This window comes from Micromonospora sp. NPDC048930, assembly GCF_043197935.1.
Lineage (GTDB): Bacteria > Actinomycetota > Actinomycetes > Mycobacteriales > Micromonosporaceae > Micromonospora.
Genome location: NZ_JBICUB010000025.1, coordinates 1 through 17,112, shown reverse-complemented (window position 1 = coordinate 17,112; position 17,112 = coordinate 1). Strand labels below are relative to the sequence as shown.

Sequence of the window (17,112 nt, the reverse complement as noted above, 5' to 3'; positions counted from 1 at the left end):
GCCGAGGCCAGCAGCTCTTCATCCCTCGATGTCACGCTACGGTGGCCGCCAGGTCGGCTGCGTTGATCACGTCAGCATCCACCGAGGAACTAACTCGCCGCTGTCTCATGAGACAGACCTGTTGCTTCTATCGGTGTCGCCGTCCGATCAAGCGTTGTCAGCCAAGCTGCCCGAAGACGATCGAACCGGCGATAAACAGCAGGAGCAGTGGCATCGTCAACCAGGCCGCCCGCGGGGATGGGCGGTTGGCGCTGCGCAGGAACGTGAGACCGAGTGGTACGAAGGCCACGGCTAAGCCGGCGACCTGCACGGCCGAGGCCCAGGTGCTCCCCTTGAGAACTCCGACCATCAGGCCGGACATCAGCGCCAACGCGATGGCTGGTAGCAGACGTAGGGTCCGAGACAGGAAACATCCGATCGCCAGGACGATCCAGCCGAGCATCACAGCCATGGTCAGGCTGGAGGCGACCCACTCGCGATAGCCGTAATAGACGCTGACGGCTTGTGTAGCGGTGTTCAGGCCCGCGCTGTCGACCAGGGCGAAGGCGAAGGTGTTGACGCCATAGTGGAAGGCGCGGGCGAACAGACCGAACATCACCAGGCTGCCGCCCCAGAGCGCCCAGGCGGGCCGAGTGACGCCGACTCGTGTAGCGACCGCGGCAATGCCCGGCCATAGCGCGATGGTGCCAGAGAGGAACATCGCGTACGCGGCACTGATCAGCGTGGGCTGCCGCTGATACTCGGCGAGTTGGTGCGGGAAGAAGAACGGGACGCCGAGCCGCAGAAGCGTGCCGGTCAGCAGCAGGCACGGCCCGACGATGAGGGATACGCCGCCCAACCACGGTCCCGGGAAGGTAACGCTCCGCTCGGCGGTGCGCCGCCGGTCGACTGTCGCTGTGATCATGTCAATGACTCTCCAGCGACACCGCGTGCGGCACATCCGGCCAGGACACCAATCTGCGGCAGCGTTGGCGGGCTGAGTCGTGGCGCCCAGTTGCTACCAGGGGATGAGCACCCTGAGTCGGACGGCAACACCGGTGGCGCTCGGTAACCTGGCGACGTGATCCGGATGCGGTGGCAGGTCGTCGACGCGGTGGCGGCCGTTGCCGTGCTGGCGGTGTGCGGGTTCGCGGCGCAGGAGGCCGGCCGGCCATCCTGGTGGAGGTGGGTGATGGTGGCCGCGGTCGCCGCGCCGGTCGCAATCCGCGACCGGTGGACGCTGCCGGCCGGCTTGACGGCGCTCGCCGCGTCCGCCGCCCTGCTCGCCTACGGGGTGATACCGCCGTACGCCGCACCGGTCCTGTTCGCTGCCGTGGCGCTGACCCAATACTCGGTAGCGGCGGGATTGCCGCTGTCCCGGTCCGTGCCGGTGCTGGCCACCGGGCTCGCGGGCGCCGCCGCGCTCGCGTTGCTGTGGCCGTTTGCGCCACTGGTGGCGGTGCCGGCGGTCGCGGTCCCGTGGCTGGTGGGCTGGTTGGTCCGGCACCGGCGGCGCCTCACGGAGCGGATCGCCGACGAGCGGACCGCGCGGGCGGTGTCGGAGGAGCGGCTACGCATCGCTCGCGACATGCACGACACGGTCGCACACAACTTGAGCATGATCGCGATGAAGGCCAGCGTTGCCCGCCACGTCGCCGCGGTTCGGCCCGAGGAAAGCGTGGCCGCCCTGGAGGTCATCGAGACTGCCAGTCGGGAAGCGCTGGTGGAGATGCGCCGCGCAGTGGGCCTGCTCCGCGCGGACCAGGATCCCGGCATGCCGTCGGGTTCCGACGCGGACCTGCGCGTGCTGGCCGACCGCGCTCAGCAGGCCGGCATCCAGGTGGAGTTGACGCTCGTCGGCGAGACGACACCGCCGGCAGGGGTCCGGTTCGTCGTGTACCGCATCGTGCAGGAGGCGTTAACCAACGTGATCCGGCACGCCAAAGCCACCCAGTGCACGGTCAGTGTCGAGGCCGGCAAGGAGACGGTCACCGTCCAGGTGGTCGATGACGGCACCGCGACCGTGGCGGCACCCGGCGGAACCGGGTACGGGCTGCGCGGCATGCGCGAACGGATCGCCGCCTACGGCGGCAGCCTGCAGGCCGGACCGCGCACGGCCGGCGGATTCGCGGTAGCCGCGCGTATGCCGTACCGCCAATCCGGTGAGGATGAGCAGCCGTGACCGACCCGATCCGCATCCTCATCGTCGACGACCAGGCGCTGCTGCGTGACAGTTTCCGCGTCCTGCTGGACACGGCCCCGGGCTTCGCCGTGGTCGGCGAGGCCGGCACCGGCCGCGAAGCCGTCCAACTGGCATCGGCCCAACGCCCCGACGTGGTCCTGATGGACATCCGCATGCCCGACATGACCGGTATCGAGGCCACCGAACAGATCTGCGCGGAGACCGGCGACACTCGCGTACTCATCCTCACCACCTTCGACCTCGACGAGTACGTCTACGGCGCGCTACGCGCCGGCGCCAGCGGCTTCCTGCTCAAAGACACCAGCGCCGCCGACCTGCTCGCCGCCCTCCGAGTGGTCGCCGCTGGCGACGCGCTACTCGCCCCCAGCGTCACCCGACGACTCATCGCCGCGTTCGGTGCGCAGCCCCGCCCGTCCCGCACGTTCCACCGCACACTGACCGGGGTCACCGAACGCGAACGCGAGATCCTGGTACTGATCGCACGCGGACTGTCCAACGCCGACATCGCGACGCACCTCACACTCAGCGTAGCCACCGTGAAATCCCATATCGGCCGGCTGCTCACCAAGCTCAACGCCCGCGACCGCGCCCAACTCGTCGTAGTCGCCTACGAGACCGGCCTCGTCACGGCGACCCCCACCAACCTCGGCGACTGACCCGACACTCCAACACCACGGCGCGCTGACCGCCGCGAGGAACGCAGGCCAGCGGTCCCCCTGCATAGCTGAACTATGCAGACGTGTGGTCAGCCGCGCCGGTCGATCTTCGTGTGCTCGCACGCGCCGTCGTGTTTATCGGTGAATGCCCCATCCGTTCGCCGAGCAATCTTCTGCCAAAACGTCCCAGCAGTGCCGTACTAGGTCCCGTCTGGAGTTGTGCTCACGGTGGTGTGGAGGCCGGCCGGTCGGTCGCTCCATGCTGCCACCCAGTTACATGCAGAACTTCAGGCAGGCTGCTTAGCCTGGGCGGCGTCCCCATGCCGAGATCAGCGGCGCGAGGGTGAGGTCGAGCTCGCCGGCATCGACGGCGGCCAGGTGCGCGTCGATCTCGACGTCGTTGGCCAGCCCTGCGGCGAGCAACTCGGCGCGGACCATGCGCACCGTCGCGGTTTCCAGCCGGTCGCAGGCTACCCCGCCGACCGGGAAGCAGCCGGCCGCCGTGACATCGACCAGGCCCGCCGCACGCAACGCCCGCGGCAGCGTGCGGCCGTAGCGCAGATCGGCGCCGCGGCGGGTCATCAACTCGCGGACGGCGCGCCGCAGCCGGTTGGCGCGCCGCTGCGCCGGGCCAACCTCATCGAGGCAGGCCAGCGGCTGCAGCTCGGTGTCGGCATCCTCTACCAACAGCCAACCGCCGGGCCGCAGCGCCGCCACCATCGTCGCCAACGCCCGGGCACGGTCGGGCACGTGAACGAGCACGAGGCGCGCGTGTACCAGGTCAAACGTGCCTGGCTGCGGCGGCGGGTCCCCGACGATGTCGTGCCGGAGCACCTCGTACCCGCTGTGCGGATCCAACCAGGCCGGATTGATGTCCGTGGCCAGCACGTAACCGGTTGGTCCGACGGCCGTGGCGAGTGCCTCGGGAATGCTGGGGCCTCCGGCACCAACCTCCCAGCAGCGCCAGCCCGCCCTCACTCCGAGCCGGTCGAAGTGCCCACGCGTGACACCGTCGAACAGCTCGGCCAGCCAGGCGAACCGCTCGCCCGCCTCCACCCGGGCGTTGTCGAGCAGGTAGCGGTGATCCGAGGAAGACCCGGGGGAGTCCGGCGATGGAGGCCTGGACCGCGCGCCAGCAGTATTCACCGGCCCGCCCGCAGTCGTGTCCGGCTCGCGCCCGGGGTCGACGACGGGCTGCGATGAACTCATGCCCACATCCTCACGCCCGACCGCGTGCTGTGTCAGCGCGACACGGGATGAAACCAGACACAGCCCGGCTCCAGCCAACCAGGCCGACCCCTCACCCTCGACACGATCGCCCGCTCATCCGGGACCTCGGTGTCCCGGCGCTCCCCGGCCGCCTGGCCGCGCTGCGCCAACTCGTACTCCAGGCCCCGGCGCCGATCGTCGCTTCCCTCAGGGAGAATGACGGCTCGGCTCAATTACCGCTTCGTGGCCACCAACTCTTCCTAATTCGATGGCACCTCGAAGCGCCGCCAAGTCATTGAGGCCCGCGTTCATTACGGGCCAGCACATGCCGAGGACGGAGCCAGGCGGCACCGCTATTGACAAGTCGTACCAAGCCGGGCGGGGAGCCCGGCCGGGGACGATCAAAAGGTAGGAGCGGCCGCAGCGGATCCAGCATGTGGTCGACGAGGGGTCCCGCCCTTGACCATATTCACGCTGAGGAAATCCGCGCATGGCCCCCATCGCCCCAACCAACCGTCGCGGGATTCTTGCCAGCCGCCAACCACAACCCCCAAAATGCGCCGCACATCTGCCGTGCGGTGACCGTTAGCGGCAGCCCCCCCCCCCCCCCCCCCCGGCTGCCCACCACAGGCAGCCCGGCCAGCGTCGAGGCGATGGCCAGGATGCCGGCCTACGGGTGGATGCTGATGCGGTGGCCCGGACGCCAGTGCAGCGCGCCCATGAGGCCGTATCGGCGTGGTCTCGTGTCCGGTCTGTGGGACATCCACTCGCCCTGGGTGCCATCACGCGACGAGGTCGTCGAGGCAGTGCGGCGGGCAAGGGCGGTGGTGCACGTCGAGCGGCTGTGGGTGAACCCCGACCGGGCCTCAAGACCCGCGGCTACCGTGAGGTGGAGCCTCGCTGGAACATCTGGTGGCCGACACCCGAGCTGTGCGGAAGCTGACCGACCCGGCGCCGGGCGGGACGTACCTCCGGCTCGCCCGGCGCCGGGCCCGGCTCAGTGCTTCAAGGGGTACGGGATGAAGGTGCTCCGGTTCTCGTCGAGGTCGAGTTGCCGGCTGATCGGCGCGGCCGCCCGCTGCGGACAGGTCATCCGTTCGCAGGTTTTGCAGCCGGGGCCGATGGGGGTGGCGGCGTCAGCCGCGTGCAGGTCCATCCCGGCGGAGTAGACCAGCCGGTCGGCGTGGCGGCTCTCGCAGCCCAGGCCGATCGCATAGACCTTGCCGGGCTGGTTGTAGCCGCCGTGGTGGCGGGTGATGGTGCGCGCGATCCACAGGTAGCGTTGCCCGTCGGGCATCGCGGCGACCTGGACGACGACCCGGCCGGGTGAGCTGAACGCCTCGTAGACGTTCCAGAGTGGGCAGGTGCCCCCGGTGTGGGAGAACGGGAAGCCGGTGGCGGACTGCCGTTTGGACATGTTGCCGGCCCGGTCGACGCGGACGAAGGAGAACGGCACCCCACGCGCGCGGGGGCGTTGCAGGGTGCTGAGCCGGTGGCACACGGTCTCCCACCCCATGGCGAAGTGCTGGGTGAGCAGGTCGATGTCGTACCGGCGCTGCTCGGCCGCAGCGAGGAACTGCTCGTACGGCAGGATCAGCGCGGCGGCGAAGTAGTTCGCCAGACCGACCCGGGTGAGGATCTGGGTCTGGACGTCGTCGAATCGCTCCTGTTCCACGATCTCGTCGATGACGTCGGCGAACTCCAGCAGCGCGATCTGCGCCGCCATCCGCATGGCCTCCTGGCCGGCCCGCAGCGATGTCGACAGGTGCAGGGTGCGGGTCTGCGGGCGGTAGCGGTGCAGTTCGTCGCCGAGGGTGGCGCTGTCGTCGCGGCGGACCTGGACGCCGTGCCGTTGGGCGAGCCGGTCCTGCAGTGCGGTTCGGACCTCGCCACGGCGCAGTCCGATGCTCGCCGCCAGCCGCTCGGCGGCCTCGTCCAGGTCCGGCAGGTAGTTCTGGCGGCGGTAGAAGAACTCGGTCACCTGGTCGTGGGGGCTGCGGCCGATCGTCTCGCGATCGCCGAGCAGTTCGGCGAGTTGCTCGTCCGCCTGCCGGTAGCGGCGGTGCAGGTCGATGACCGCCTCCGCAACCTCGGGCAGCCGGGTGGCGAGTTCGGTGAGGCCGGTGACGGGCACCCGGCCGGGGAGCGCCTCGCGTAGCCCGGCGACCAGCCGTGGCGTGTCCCGCGGGGCGAAGACGGTGGGATCGACGCCGAACACCTCGGTGATGCGCATGAGCACGGGAACGGTCAGCGGTCGCGCGTCGTGTTCGATCTGGTTGAGGTAGCTGGGCGAGATGTTCAGTAGGCGGGCCAGGTGTGACTGGCTGAGGGCGCGGTCCTCGCGCATCCGGCGCAGTCGGGCGCCCGCGAAGGTCTTGGCGATCGTCCTCACCTCCCCGACTGCTGGCTGGGGGGCCAGCACCATTTGCAGGCTGCAAATATAGCCGTTCACAACTTCGCAAAATGAGGCGGAAAATTCTCAGAACTTGGCATTTTCCGTCTCTCGACCCCAGCGCGGGCAGCGTGTGACGGTTGGCGGCACGCCGCAACGGCATCCGGAGGCACCGCCACGGATGCGCCGACGTGCCGGCGTCATCGACATGCGAGGGGACGACATCATGCAGAACGCCGTTGAGCAGTTGCGTACCGAGTGGGAAACCAGTCCGCGCTGGCAGGGCGTGCGGCGCAGCTACCGCGCGGAGGACGTGGTGCGGCTGCGTGGGGCGATCCAGGAGGAACACACCCTGGCCCGACACGGGGCGGAGCGGCTGTGGCAGCTGCTGCACAGCGAGGACTACATCCACGCCCTGGGCGCCCTCACCGGCAACCAGGCCGTGCAGATGGTCCGGGCCGGCCTCAAGGCGATCTACCTCTCCGGCTGGCAGGTCGCCGCGGACGCCAACCTCGCCGGGCACACCTACCCCGACCAGAGCCTCTACCCCGCCAACTCGGTGCCCGCGGTGGTGCGCCGGATCAACAACGCCCTGCTGCGCGCGGCCCAGATCACCACGGCCGAGGGCGACACCCGGGGAGTCGACTGGCTGGCGCCGATCGTCGCCGACGCCGAGGCCGGTTTCGGTGGCCCCCTCAACGCCTACGAGCTGATGACCGCGATGATCGCGGCCGGCGCGGCCGGGGTGCACTGGGAGGACCAGCTCGCCGCCGAGAAGAAGTGCGGCCACCTCGGCGGGAAGGTGCTCGTCCCCACCGGCCAGCACATCCGTACCCTCGAGGCGGCGCGGCTCGCCGCCGACGTCGCCGGCGTGCCGTCGGTGGTCATCGCCCGCACCGACGCGCAGGCCGCCACGCTGCTCACCACCGACGTGGACGAGCGGGACCGGCCGTTCGTCACCGGCGAGCGGACCGCCGAGGGCTTCTACCGGGTGCGTAACGGGGTCGAGCCGTGCATCGCCCGTGGCCTGGCCTACGCCCCGCACGCCGACCTGCTGTGGATGGAGACCAGCACGCCGGACCTGGAGGTCGCCCGCCGGTTCGCCGAGGCGATCAAGCACCAGTACCCGGACCAGCTGCTCGCCTACAACTGCTCGCCGTCGTTCAACTGGCGCAAGCACCTCGACGACGCGACCATCGCCAAGTTCCAGCGGGAGCTCGGCCACATGGGCTACAAGTTCCAGTTCATCACCCTCGCCGGCTTCCACGCGCTCAACTACTCGATGTTCGATCTGGCGCGCGGCTACGCCACCGACGGCATGTCCGCCTACGTGTCGCTGCAGGAGCGGGAGTTCGCCGCCGAGGCGGCCGGCTACACCGCGGTCAAGCACCAGCGCGAGGTGGGCACCGGCTACTTCGACCTGATCAGCACGGTGCTGAACCCGGCCGCCGAGACCACCGCCCTGCGCGGCTCCACCGAGGAGGAGCAGTTCGCATGAGGTACGAGGTCATCGGCCCGATGGCCGACCGGTTCGACGAGGTCCTCACCGCCGAGGCGCTGGACTTCCTGGTCGCGCTGGACAGCGAGTTCGCCGCCCGCCGGGTGGCTCTGCTGGACACCCGCCGGGCCCGCCGCGACCGGTACGCCACCGGCCAGCTGCCCGACTTCCTTCCGGAGACCGCCGGAATCCGCGCCGATCCCACCTGGCGGGTGGCACCGCCGGCGCCCGGCCTGGTCGACCGGCGGGTCGAGATCACCGGCCCGACCGACCGCAAGATGACCGTCAACGCCCTCAACTCCGGGGCGAAGGTGTGGCTCGCCGACTTCGAGGACGCCACCGCCCCGACCTGGCACAACGTCATCAGCGGCCAGCTCAACCTGATCGACGCCCTGGATCGGCGGATCGACTTCACCGACCCGCGCGGCAAGCGGTACGCCCTCGGCGACGAGCTGGCCACGATCGTGGTCCGCCCGCGCGGCTGGCACCTCGTGGAGAAGGGCATCGCGGTGGACGGCCGGCCCATCTCGGCCAGTCTGGTCGACTTCGGGCTCTACCTCTTCCACTGCGCCCGACGGCAGCTCGACGCCGGCACCGGGCCGTACTTCTACCTGCCGAAGCTGGAGGGTCACCGCGAGGCGCGGCTGTGGAACGAGATCTTCGTCTTCGCCCAGCGGTACCTGGGCCTGCCGCAGGGCACCATCCGGGCCACCACGCTGATCGAGACGATCACCGCCGCCTTTGAGATGGAGGAGATCCTGTACGAGTTGCGCGAGCACTCGGCGGGACTGAACGCCGGGCGGTGGGACTACATCTTCAGCGTGATCAAGAACTTCGGGCAGTGGTCGGACTTCGTCCTGCCGGATCGGTCCGACGTGACCATGACGGTGCCCTTCATGCGCGCCTACACCGAGTTGCTGGTGCAGACGTGCCACCGGCGCGGCGCGCACGCGATCGGCGGAATGGCCGCGTTCATCCCCAGCCGGGACCCTGAGGTCAACGAGGTGGCCCTGGGCCGGGTGCGTGCGGACAAGCGGCGGGAGGCCGGTGACGGGTTCGACGGCTCGTGGGTCGCCCACCCGGGCCTGGTCGAGACGTGCCGGGAGGAGTTCGACGCCGTGTTGGGCGATCGCCCGAACCAGCTCGACCGGCTTCGTGAGGACGTCACCGTCACCGCCGGCGACCTGCTCGCCGTTGACAAGACTCCGGGCCAGGTCACCGCCGCGGGGCTGCGGTCCAACATCGCGGTCGCGCTGCGCTACATCGACGCGTGGCTCGGCGGTGTCGGTGCGGTGGCGCTGTGGAACCTGATGGAGGACGCGGCCACTGCGGAGATCGCCCGCTGCCAGGTCTGGCAGTGGCTGCAGCACGGCACTCCCCTGGCCGGCGGCGGCTGCGTCACCGACGAGCTGGTCCGTTCCATCCTCGCCGAGGAGTTGGCCGCCCTGATCGCGGGCCGCGAGGGCGCCGATCGGGACCGGGCCGAGCAGGCCGCGCGGATCGTCGAGGACACCGCCTTCGGCGAGGACCTGCCGGCGTTCTTCACCACCGGCGCGTACGCCCTGCACCTCGGTCCGGACCGGAAGCCAGCCGTACCGGTCGGCTGACGGCGAACAGCGCCGCGCCGGAGCCGGGAAGATCCGACAGGACCTTCCCGGCTCCCGTCGGTATGCATGCTCGCCGATGTCCTGCTGGCCGGTGCCCCTCAGCCGGATGGTGGCGGAGGGCGGTGGCTGATCCGGCGGGTCACCCGAAACTGGTACAGGCCGGCGCTGGTGACGGCGTAGAACGCGGGCAGGAGGAGGAAGATGGCGAGGCCGACCAGCGGCGTCACCAGGTAGCCGAGCACCCCCGCGAGGGCGTACAGGAGGACCCCGGCGAGGGCCCGGATCCGCTCGACGCCGAAGAACTCATCCTTGACCTGTTCCTTCAGCAGGTCGGGGTGCCGGGCCAGGTAGTGGTAGAACGCCAGCCAAGTCGCGCACAGCGACGCGCCGATCAACGCGTAGAAGGCGATGGCCACGCGCTGGTCCGCGTTGTCGTGCTCCTGCAGGGCGTGCGACACGACGATGGTCGGAAACGGCAGCAGCGCCGTGGCGAACAGCACCAACAGGTTCATCCAGTGCAGGCCGCGATCAGTCTGCTGGATGCGGTTGAATGCCGCCTTGTGGTTGAGCCAGACGACGGCCACATACGAGTAGGACGCGAGATACGCGACGTATGCCGGCCACTGGCTGAGCAGTCCGGACAGGAGGCGGCCGGGCGGGACGTCCGGCACCCGGAGGTCCAGGACCAGCAGCGTGATGATGATGGCGAAGATGGCGTCGCTGAACGCCACGGCACGGCTGGTGTCCGACCGGGTGCCTAGGTCCGTTTCTGGCCCACTCACCGAGCGTGCCTACCCAGGGGCGTACGCGGCAAACACCCAGGCATCCGCCGCCCGTAATGCGAATCAGTGTGACCGGCGCCTCCGATAGACGCCGCATCCGGCCGCCGCGCACGCCGCGGTTGCCGGATGCGGGTGGTCGTCAGGGTTTGAGGACGACCTTCTCGCAGTGGTCCTGTTTGTTCTTGAAGATGTCGAAGCCGCGTTCCGCCTCGTCGAGCGGCAGGGTGTGGGTGATGACCCGCGTCGGATCGATTTCCCCGCGCTCGATGCGCTGCAGCAGCTGCTTCATGTAGCGCTGTACGTGGCATTGCCCGGTGCGCAGGGTCAGCGCACGGTTCATCCACGCGCCGACCGGGAACTTGTCGAGGAAACCGCCGTACACGCCGATCACCGACACGATCCCACCGCTTCGGCACGACAGGATCGCCTGCCGCAGCGCGTGCGGGCGCTCGGTCTCCAAGCGGACCGCCTGCTTGACCCGGTCGTAGGCGTGGACGTGTGCACTGCCGTGGCTGGCCTCCATTCCGACCGCGTCGATGCACTTGTCCGGTCGCCGCCCACCGGTCAGTTCCAGCAGCCGGGACCGCACGTCCACCTCCTCGAAATTGATCGTCGTGTAGCCCGCCCGTTCCGCCATCTGCAGCCGGTACAGCTCCTTGTCGATGGCGATGACCTTCGCGGCGCCGAGCACCCGGGCGCTGTCCATGGCGAACTGTCCGACCGGGCCGGCGCCCCACACCGCCACCACGTCGGTGGACTGGATGTCACACAAGTCCGCACCCATGTAGCCGGTCGGCAGGATGTCGGAGAGGAACAGCACCTGCTCGTCGCTCAGATCGGACTCGATCTTCAGCGGACCGACGTCGGCGAACGGCACCCGCGCATACTGCGCCTGACCTCCCGCGAAGCCGCCCGTCAGACGGGAATAGCCGAACATCCCGGCGACCGGATGACCGAACATCTTCTCCCCGATTCCGGCGAACGGTCGCGCACGGAGGTGGCGAAGCAGGAGGACCGCCTAGTCGTTACCTGCTGTATTCGCCAGCCCAACATGAGGGGCTCTGGCATGCTCCCCTGAAGCTGGCGGCTGCTCATGACCCCTGGCTACCGAACCGCTCGGTCAGCGGCGGGAGGTGCACTCGATCTTGCTCTATGGCTGGGCCAGGTTGCCGTTCTTCAGGATCCGTCGAGGGTTTGCCGGCGCATCGGGGAGCGCAGGATCGGCACCCACACCAGCGCAAGCGCGGCGCAGGCAACCCAGGTGGCGGCGCGCGGACCGGCGTGGTCACCGACGAATGCCGCCATCGCCGCGCCGAGTGTGAGCGCGCCACTGAACATCACGCGCAGGCTGCCGTTCACGCGTCCCAGGAGCCGTGACGGCGTGATGTGCTGGCGGAACGACATCAGGATCACGCTGTCGAAGCCGACCTTGAAGATCACCAGTGCCCACGCGAGCGCGGCGACCAGCCCAGGCACGGGCTGACCGACGAGCGGCAGCACGAGCGAGACCGGGGCGATGGCCAGCCCGATCGCAAGCACGGAGCGGCCAGCGCCGAGGACCCTGGACAACCGCTGCCCACAGAACGCCCCGAGCAGGCCACCGGTTCCGCCGGCACCGAGGAAGAGGCCCAGTTGGCGCTCCGACCAGTGCAGTTCCTGAACCAGGAGAAGCGGCAGCATCGCGACCGTGCCTGCGGTTGCGAAGTTCACGAGCGCGCCGGCGACGGCGATCGCACGCAGAGTGTGGTTGCGCCGGACGAACGATAGGCCTTCCCGCACCTCGGCCACGAGCGAGCGTCGTACAACGTCAACCCGGCGCGGCTCCGGCCGCTCGATTCGGCGAATCCACAGCGCCGACCAGAGGTAGCCCAGTGCCGTCGCGACCAGAACCACTGCCGCTGTCGACAGGCCAATCAGCCAGCCGGCCAGCGCGGGTCCGCCGATCAACGCCATCTGGTCCACGATGCCGAGGCGCCCATTGGCCGCGACCAGGCGCCTGCCGCCCCTATCCCCGACAAGGTCCGGCAGGTGGCTCTGCATGGCGACGTCGAAGAGGACGGTCGCGACGCCGTTGAGGAACACCACCGCCCAAAGCTGGGTCATGGTCAGAGCGGATGCTGCGGCGGCGATCGGTACCGAGCCGATCAGCACGAACCGGGCCAGATCCATGGCGATCATGACTGGGCGACGAGCAACCCGGTCCAGCCATGCACCCGCCGGCAGCCCGAGCAGCAGGAACGGTGCGGTGCCGGCAGCGGCCAGCGAACCCGCCGCGCCCGGACCAGCGCCGAGCGACGTGATCGCGACGAGCGGAATGGCCACCTTGGCGATGTTGAAACCCCATTTCGCCGCCACCGCGGCGACGAGGTAGCGAGTGAAGTCGCGGGGCAGGGCCGGTGCGGCGTCGTGCCCACGGCGGGAGGCGTGCTGGATCGACATGCCGGAACCTTCGGCCTCGGCCGCCCCCGCGCGCCAACGATTCAGACTACGGTGAATCCTTGTGGAGCCGGTCTGATGCTGCGAATTGTCGTTGTCCCTGGCCGATCTCGCCAGTGTCAGGTTCGCGATCTCCCCCGCCTGGGAGGTCGTGGCGAGTTTGCGCGTACTCCGCGATCCCGGGGCGCACGCCGTACACCTGCCATGGGTGACCCGACACCGGGCCAGGGTGCTGGCCTCACCCGACCTGCGTCAGCTGCGCGACCTGGTGATCGCACCGGAGCGGCACCTGCCGGGCTTCCTCGCGCCGGCGCCGCACTCACCCGTCGCCGAGCCTGAAGCGGAGTTCGTGGCGGTGCGGGAGACGCCGGCGGCGGTCGTGCGCGAGGAACTGGAGACGGTGTACGGCGACCGGCTGCCGGCCTCGCTGTCGGACCTGCGCCGCGCGCCGCGCCGTACCCTGCCGACGATCGTGGGCCAGATGCGGACGTACTGGGGCCTCACGCTGGCGCCGTACTGGGGGCGGATACGCGGGATCCTGGAGGCCGACGTGATGTTTCGGGCGCGGCGGCTGGCGGACGACGGCCCGCACCGGATGTTCCCCGAGCTCGATCCCGCGGTCTCGTGGTCGGACGACGTCCTGTCGGTGGACCGGCCGCTGGACCGGGACTACGAACTCGGCGGTCGCGGCCTGGTGCTCGTGCCGTCGCTGTTCGCGTGGCCGAACGTCTTCGTCAAGGCGTCCGAGCCCTGGGCTCCGGTGCTGCGATATCCCACCCGGGGCGTGGGATCAATGTGGCACAGCGACCCACCCGCGGCCGATCTCGCCCCGGTGATCGGCCAGGCCCGCGCGACCCTGCTAGTCGAGCTGACGACCCCGTCGACGACGACGTCGCTGGCCCGCCGCACCGGGCTGACCCCAAGCGGAGTCTCGGCCCACCTCTCGCGGCTCGTGACCGCTGGCCTGGTCACTCGGCAGCGAGCCGGGCGTCTGGTCTTTTACGTGCGCACCGCGCGGGGCGACGCACTCCTCAGCGACTGATCCGGCTGATACACGAGGGATGTGGCCCAGGCGCTTCCCAGCTCAAAAGGCACCTTTCCATTCTTGACCCACATCCCGGGCAGCCCTCAACAAAGGCTCCAGCCGAACCTGCGTACCCCTGACCGATGCCCCCAAGCCCCCTCGTCCTCGCCTGGGCACCACTCACGAGAGCCCATTGATTCACTTGCTCGCCGAGATCGCCGCCAACACGTACCGGTCGGCGCAGAAGTTAGGCCGGGATCGCACACCCATTCCCGCTCCGGGACGGCACCGATCCTAGACATGGCCCTGACAGCAACTGCCGCACTCACATCGGCTTCCGTACAGCCGGCGGGCCAGCGGCGGGGACGTTCGGTAGCACCCGGATCGCGGCATCTGCGAGCTGGTTACCTTGCGTGACGAGCACTCCGCGGCAGATCCGGATTGCCGCTGTGGGCGCCGAGCGTCCAACTCATACAGTTCGCAGGCCGCCGCTGTGCGACGTCACGGCGGGTCGGAGGGGCGGGGCGGAGTGCTGCTGGCGCCCGGCATGTAGCCACTCGGTCGGCGGATCGGCAGCCGATCCAGCCGGTCCGCTGAGCCCAGCACGTGACGTTTTGCTGCGTTGACGAACGCCAACCGCGCAGCCTCCATCGGCTCCGTCGCCGCAAACCATGTCGCCTCATTGGTGATTTCGCCGCGGTCGATGCGGTCACTGTGCTGCCAGAACACCGCATCCACGTCGCCCGCGGCCTCGACAACCGCTCGGTCGGCGACCAGGCTGATCTTCGCGAGGGCTTCATTCCACGGCACCCAGTCGACACGCTGGTCGTGCTTCCACTGCCCGCGCAGCGAAAGCTGAACGCGGGTCGACTCGACCACGATCGCCGCGCACGCCTCGATCTGCTGGTCCCGCGCCCATTGCCGCTTCTGTATCCGTGCGGTTAGAAGGCCACCCACGGCTACCCCAAGCAGCGCGGACGCACTTGAGATGATCGCGGGCCACGGCACTGTCGACACCGAAGACCTCCATCCGGGCTGCCTGCTGCCCGTCAATCAACAAAACCACGCCGCTGGTCTTGTCCAGGGTGCCTGTCGGCCGGACCTCCGGTACAGCGTCGGCGTCGTCCTCACCGGCAGGGCAACCCATTGGCCGTGATGCCGCGTAACGCGCGACTTGCGGCATGAACGCGCGTTGCTGCGCCAGAGTTCGCGCTGCCCCTGGCGGTCGGTAGCGTTCGACCGTGATCCGTGGAGCGGTGTTCTTTGATGTCGACGGGACGCTGACGCCGACCAGCAGCGGGCAGCACCTGGCGGAGTTCCTCGGCCATGCCAAGGTCATTCAAGAGGTGCAGGCCGGCTACGGCGCCGGCACCCTGAGCAGCCAGGAGGCGGCGGTCCTCGAAGCTCGTGGCTGGGCAACACGGACGCCCATGCAGGTGCGTGGGTTGCTGGAGTCGCTGCCGCTGGTGGACGGCATTGCCGAGACGGTTCTGTGGTGCCGTCGGCGTGGGCTGGCACCCGTACTGGCCACGCTGGCGTGGGACGTCGTGGGCGCCTATCTGTGCGACCGCTATGGCTTCGATCGCGCTTGCGGACCGCGTCTGGAGCTCGTTGACGGCCGCTACAGCGGGGCGGTCGCCGAGCAGTTCGACGAACTGAGCAAACGCGACTTCGCGGTGAGCGTGGCCGCCGAGCTGGGCGTGGACCCGAAGCGTTGCGTTGCCGTTGGCGACGGGCGCTCCGACGTGCCGCTGTGCCACACGCCACCGTCTATCTCCCAGCGCACGCTTCCCGAGACGGCGCTGAACACTGCGGTCGAAGCCGCCACCGCCTGCGCTGATGCACACCCTCTAAACCGTCCTAGGACATCGACTTCAAGGCGGCTAGGGCCCCCTGGCACCCCCGACCACGAGCGGCAACCAGTCGAGCCCCTGTTCGGACACAAGCCAGTACAGCCTGCTGGGGTTCGAATCGTCTCAGAGCCAAGACGTCGAAACCGGGCTTGACCTGGAGGGTTGGGCATGGGGCTTGTGAAATGATCAGCACGAACCGATGCTCAACCACGCGGCCCTTGACCCTGTGCCGCCATCGAACAGGCCCATGCTCACACCGTCACCGGCCGGCCGCCGCGTCTCATCACCTTGCCGAGGATGTCATGTAGATCGGCTTCGACCAGGTGCAGTAGGTCGCCGCCGAACACACACAGCGACAGCTCCCACGGATGACCGAAGGTGCCGAACCGGAAGTCCTCCGCGAGGTAGATGTAGTAGTCACCGTCGGGGTACGGCGATAACGGCCAGCCAGGCTGGCCAGGCGGGTCGATGTTCTCCGGCCCGATGAGGCTGGGCCAGACCCGGTAGCTCGGGTGTTGCCAGTCCAGGCACAGGATCGAACCCGCGCCTGCCAGCGCCGTGAACCCGGCGTGCATGACCTCGACCAGGCGATCCAGGCGCGCGTATTCGGGATCATCCTCAAGGCCGTTCAGCCTCCAGGTGACCGACGGGGTCGGTTCGGTGATGGCCGGATACCGGTGCATGCTAGGGCGGAAGTCGAACACCGCGTCGAAGCAGTCCCAGACCGCCTTTTCGTCGCCGGTCAGCTCGCGGTACGCCCTCATCGCCATCGCCGCACCCTACTCAATCAGCTGCGGTGCCACAGCGTGATATCGCTGCTGGTGGCGACCACGAGCGTGCGCCCGGAGGCCGAGAAGCCGGCAGCGCGAAGCTCCGAGTAGTTGGAGTCGAAGATGTGCCACCAGTGCGTACCGACCGTGCCGCGGTAGATGCCGCCGTCGATGGAGAGCATGACGCGTTCGTTGGGCCAGTCGGGCGCGACGACATCGACGGTCCAGCCGTCTTCGGTAGTGGTGTGGAGGCCACCGCCGAAGAGCCCCGCGATGCGGACTCGCGCGTCGGCGAGCGGACCGAATCCCGGGCAGGACAGGTCCGGCCCGGTCGGAATACAGAGGTCCGGATCGGGTTCGCGATCGCGGGCGATCTTCGCGCCCGTGGCCGGATCGAACAGGCCGCGGCCGTCGTGGGAGAGGACCATGAGGATGTCGGCGCCGCTGGTCGGATCGGCCGCGAAGCCGACGCCCAGCAGCCCGCCCACAGGTATGTACTTGTGCGGCGTGGGCAGTGCGAGCCACGGCTCTGGTGCGGGCATGACCTGGGCAGCGAGGAACCGATTACGGAGCTGTTGTTGATGTTCGCGCACCGCGCCTACTCGTCTCTTAGGGCGCGTCTCAGTTGGTGGCCTTGGTCAGCCTGCGGTAGCAGATGAGCAGGCAGCCGATGTCGGCGAACGCGAGGAAGTGGTCGGCTGTG

The 17,112-nt window shown here is 69.2% G+C and carries 15 protein-coding genes and 1 pseudogene; 7 read left to right on the top strand and 9 right to left on the bottom strand.

The annotated features are described in order from the left end of the window. Positions 1 to 157: 157 nt before the first annotated feature. Positions 158 to 904: a hypothetical protein gene (locus tag ACGFI9_RS35065; protein WP_393185032.1), complete on the bottom strand. Its 747-nt coding sequence runs from the start codon at positions 902 to 904 to the stop codon at positions 158 to 160. 165 nt (positions 905 to 1,069) lie between these two features. On the opposite strand from ACGFI9_RS35065, the gene ACGFI9_RS35060 reads away from it, so the two are divergent. Further along, the gene (locus tag ACGFI9_RS35060) at positions 1,070 to 2,161 is read left to right on the top strand and encodes a sensor histidine kinase (protein WP_393185127.1); all 1,092 of its coding nucleotides are present in this window, start codon (positions 1,070 to 1,072) and stop codon (positions 2,159 to 2,161) included. After that, positions 2,158 to 2,838: a response regulator gene (locus tag ACGFI9_RS35055; protein ID WP_393185030.1), complete on the top strand. Its 681-nt coding sequence runs from the start codon at positions 2,158 to 2,160 to the stop codon at positions 2,836 to 2,838. The genes ACGFI9_RS35060 and ACGFI9_RS35055 overlap by 4 nt, the downstream gene beginning before the upstream one ends. A 300-nt stretch (positions 2,839 to 3,138) precedes the next feature. Here the strand turns inward: ACGFI9_RS35055 and ACGFI9_RS35050 are convergent, their stop codons facing one another. Then, positions 3,139 to 4,047: a methyltransferase domain-containing protein gene (locus ACGFI9_RS35050; protein WP_393185028.1), complete on the bottom strand. Its 909-nt coding sequence runs from the start codon at positions 4,045 to 4,047 to the stop codon at positions 3,139 to 3,141. Positions 4,048 to 4,481: 434 nt separating this feature from the next. On the opposite strand from ACGFI9_RS35050, the pseudogene ACGFI9_RS35045 reads away from it, so the two are divergent. Further along, positions 4,482 to 4,895, top strand: a pseudogene (locus tag ACGFI9_RS35045) (hypothetical protein); the annotation flags it as partial. A 149-nt stretch (positions 4,896 to 5,044) separates the two neighbouring features. Here ACGFI9_RS35045 and ACGFI9_RS35040 read toward each other — a convergent pair. Further along, on the bottom strand, positions 5,045 to 6,439 hold the full coding sequence (locus tag ACGFI9_RS35040) for a short-chain fatty acyl-CoA regulator family protein (protein ID WP_393185026.1): 1,395 nt from the start codon (positions 6,437 to 6,439) through the stop codon (positions 5,045 to 5,047). Between the two features lie 226 nt (positions 6,440 to 6,665). Between ACGFI9_RS35040 and aceA the strand changes: the two genes are divergently transcribed. Further along, positions 6,666 to 7,937: an isocitrate lyase gene (aceA, locus tag ACGFI9_RS35035; protein ID WP_393185024.1), complete on the top strand. Its 1,272-nt coding sequence runs from the start codon at positions 6,666 to 6,668 to the stop codon at positions 7,935 to 7,937. Next, on the top strand, positions 7,934 to 9,544 hold the full coding sequence (gene aceB, locus ACGFI9_RS35030) for a malate synthase A (RefSeq protein WP_393185022.1): 1,611 nt from the start codon (positions 7,934 to 7,936) through the stop codon (positions 9,542 to 9,544). The genes aceA and aceB overlap by 4 nt, the downstream gene beginning before the upstream one ends. 98 nt (positions 9,545 to 9,642) lie before the next feature. Here aceB and ACGFI9_RS35025 read toward each other — a convergent pair whose 3' ends face one another. The 3 genes from ACGFI9_RS35025 to ACGFI9_RS35015 all read right to left on the bottom strand — a co-directional run bounded on the left by ACGFI9_RS35025 (position 9,643) and on the right by ACGFI9_RS35015 (position 12,765). Further along, a complete protein-coding gene (locus tag ACGFI9_RS35025; RefSeq protein WP_393185020.1) occupies positions 9,643 to 10,275 on the bottom strand; it encodes a TMEM175 family protein in 633 nt (210 codons plus the stop codon). Positions 10,276 to 10,465: 190 nt separating this feature from the next. Beyond that, positions 10,466 to 11,287 (bottom strand): zinc-binding dehydrogenase, encoded by an 822-nt coding sequence (locus ACGFI9_RS35020; RefSeq protein WP_393185018.1) that lies wholly within the window; start codon positions 11,285 to 11,287, stop codon positions 10,466 to 10,468. A 215-nt stretch (positions 11,288 to 11,502) separates the two neighbouring features. Next, positions 11,503 to 12,765, bottom strand: a complete 1,263-nt coding sequence (locus ACGFI9_RS35015) for an MFS transporter (RefSeq protein WP_393185016.1) — start codon at positions 12,763 to 12,765, stop codon at positions 11,503 to 11,505. 205 nt (positions 12,766 to 12,970) lie between these two features. Between ACGFI9_RS35015 and ACGFI9_RS35010 the strand changes: the two genes are divergently transcribed. After that, on the top strand, positions 12,971 to 13,804 hold the full coding sequence (locus ACGFI9_RS35010) for a DUF5937 family protein (protein ID WP_393185013.1): 834 nt from the start codon (positions 12,971 to 12,973) through the stop codon (positions 13,802 to 13,804). Between the two features lie 483 nt (positions 13,805 to 14,287). Here the strand turns inward: ACGFI9_RS35010 and ACGFI9_RS35005 are convergent, their stop codons facing one another. Next, on the bottom strand, positions 14,288 to 14,803 hold the full coding sequence (locus ACGFI9_RS35005) for a hypothetical protein (RefSeq protein ID WP_393185011.1): 516 nt from the start codon (positions 14,801 to 14,803) through the stop codon (positions 14,288 to 14,290). A gap of 224 nt (positions 14,804 to 15,027) precedes the next feature. Here ACGFI9_RS35005 and ACGFI9_RS35000 point away from each other — a divergent pair, with 224 nt between their 5' ends. Then, positions 15,028 to 15,792 (top strand): HAD family hydrolase, encoded by a 765-nt coding sequence (locus ACGFI9_RS35000; protein ID WP_393185008.1) that lies wholly within the window; start codon positions 15,028 to 15,030, stop codon positions 15,790 to 15,792. 98 nt (positions 15,793 to 15,890) lie between these two features. Here ACGFI9_RS35000 and ACGFI9_RS34995 read toward each other — a convergent pair whose 3' ends face one another. Beyond that, positions 15,891 to 16,409 (bottom strand): DUF2716 domain-containing protein, encoded by a 519-nt coding sequence (locus ACGFI9_RS34995; protein ID WP_393185006.1) that lies wholly within the window; start codon positions 16,407 to 16,409, stop codon positions 15,891 to 15,893. Positions 16,410 to 16,426: 17 nt separating this feature from the next. Further along, positions 16,427 to 17,002 carry a hypothetical protein gene (locus tag ACGFI9_RS34990; protein ID WP_393185004.1) on the bottom strand — a complete coding sequence of 192 codons (576 nt, stop codon included), beginning with the start codon at positions 17,000 to 17,002 and terminating at the stop codon, positions 16,427 to 16,429. Positions 17,003 to 17,112: the final 110 nt, after the last annotated feature.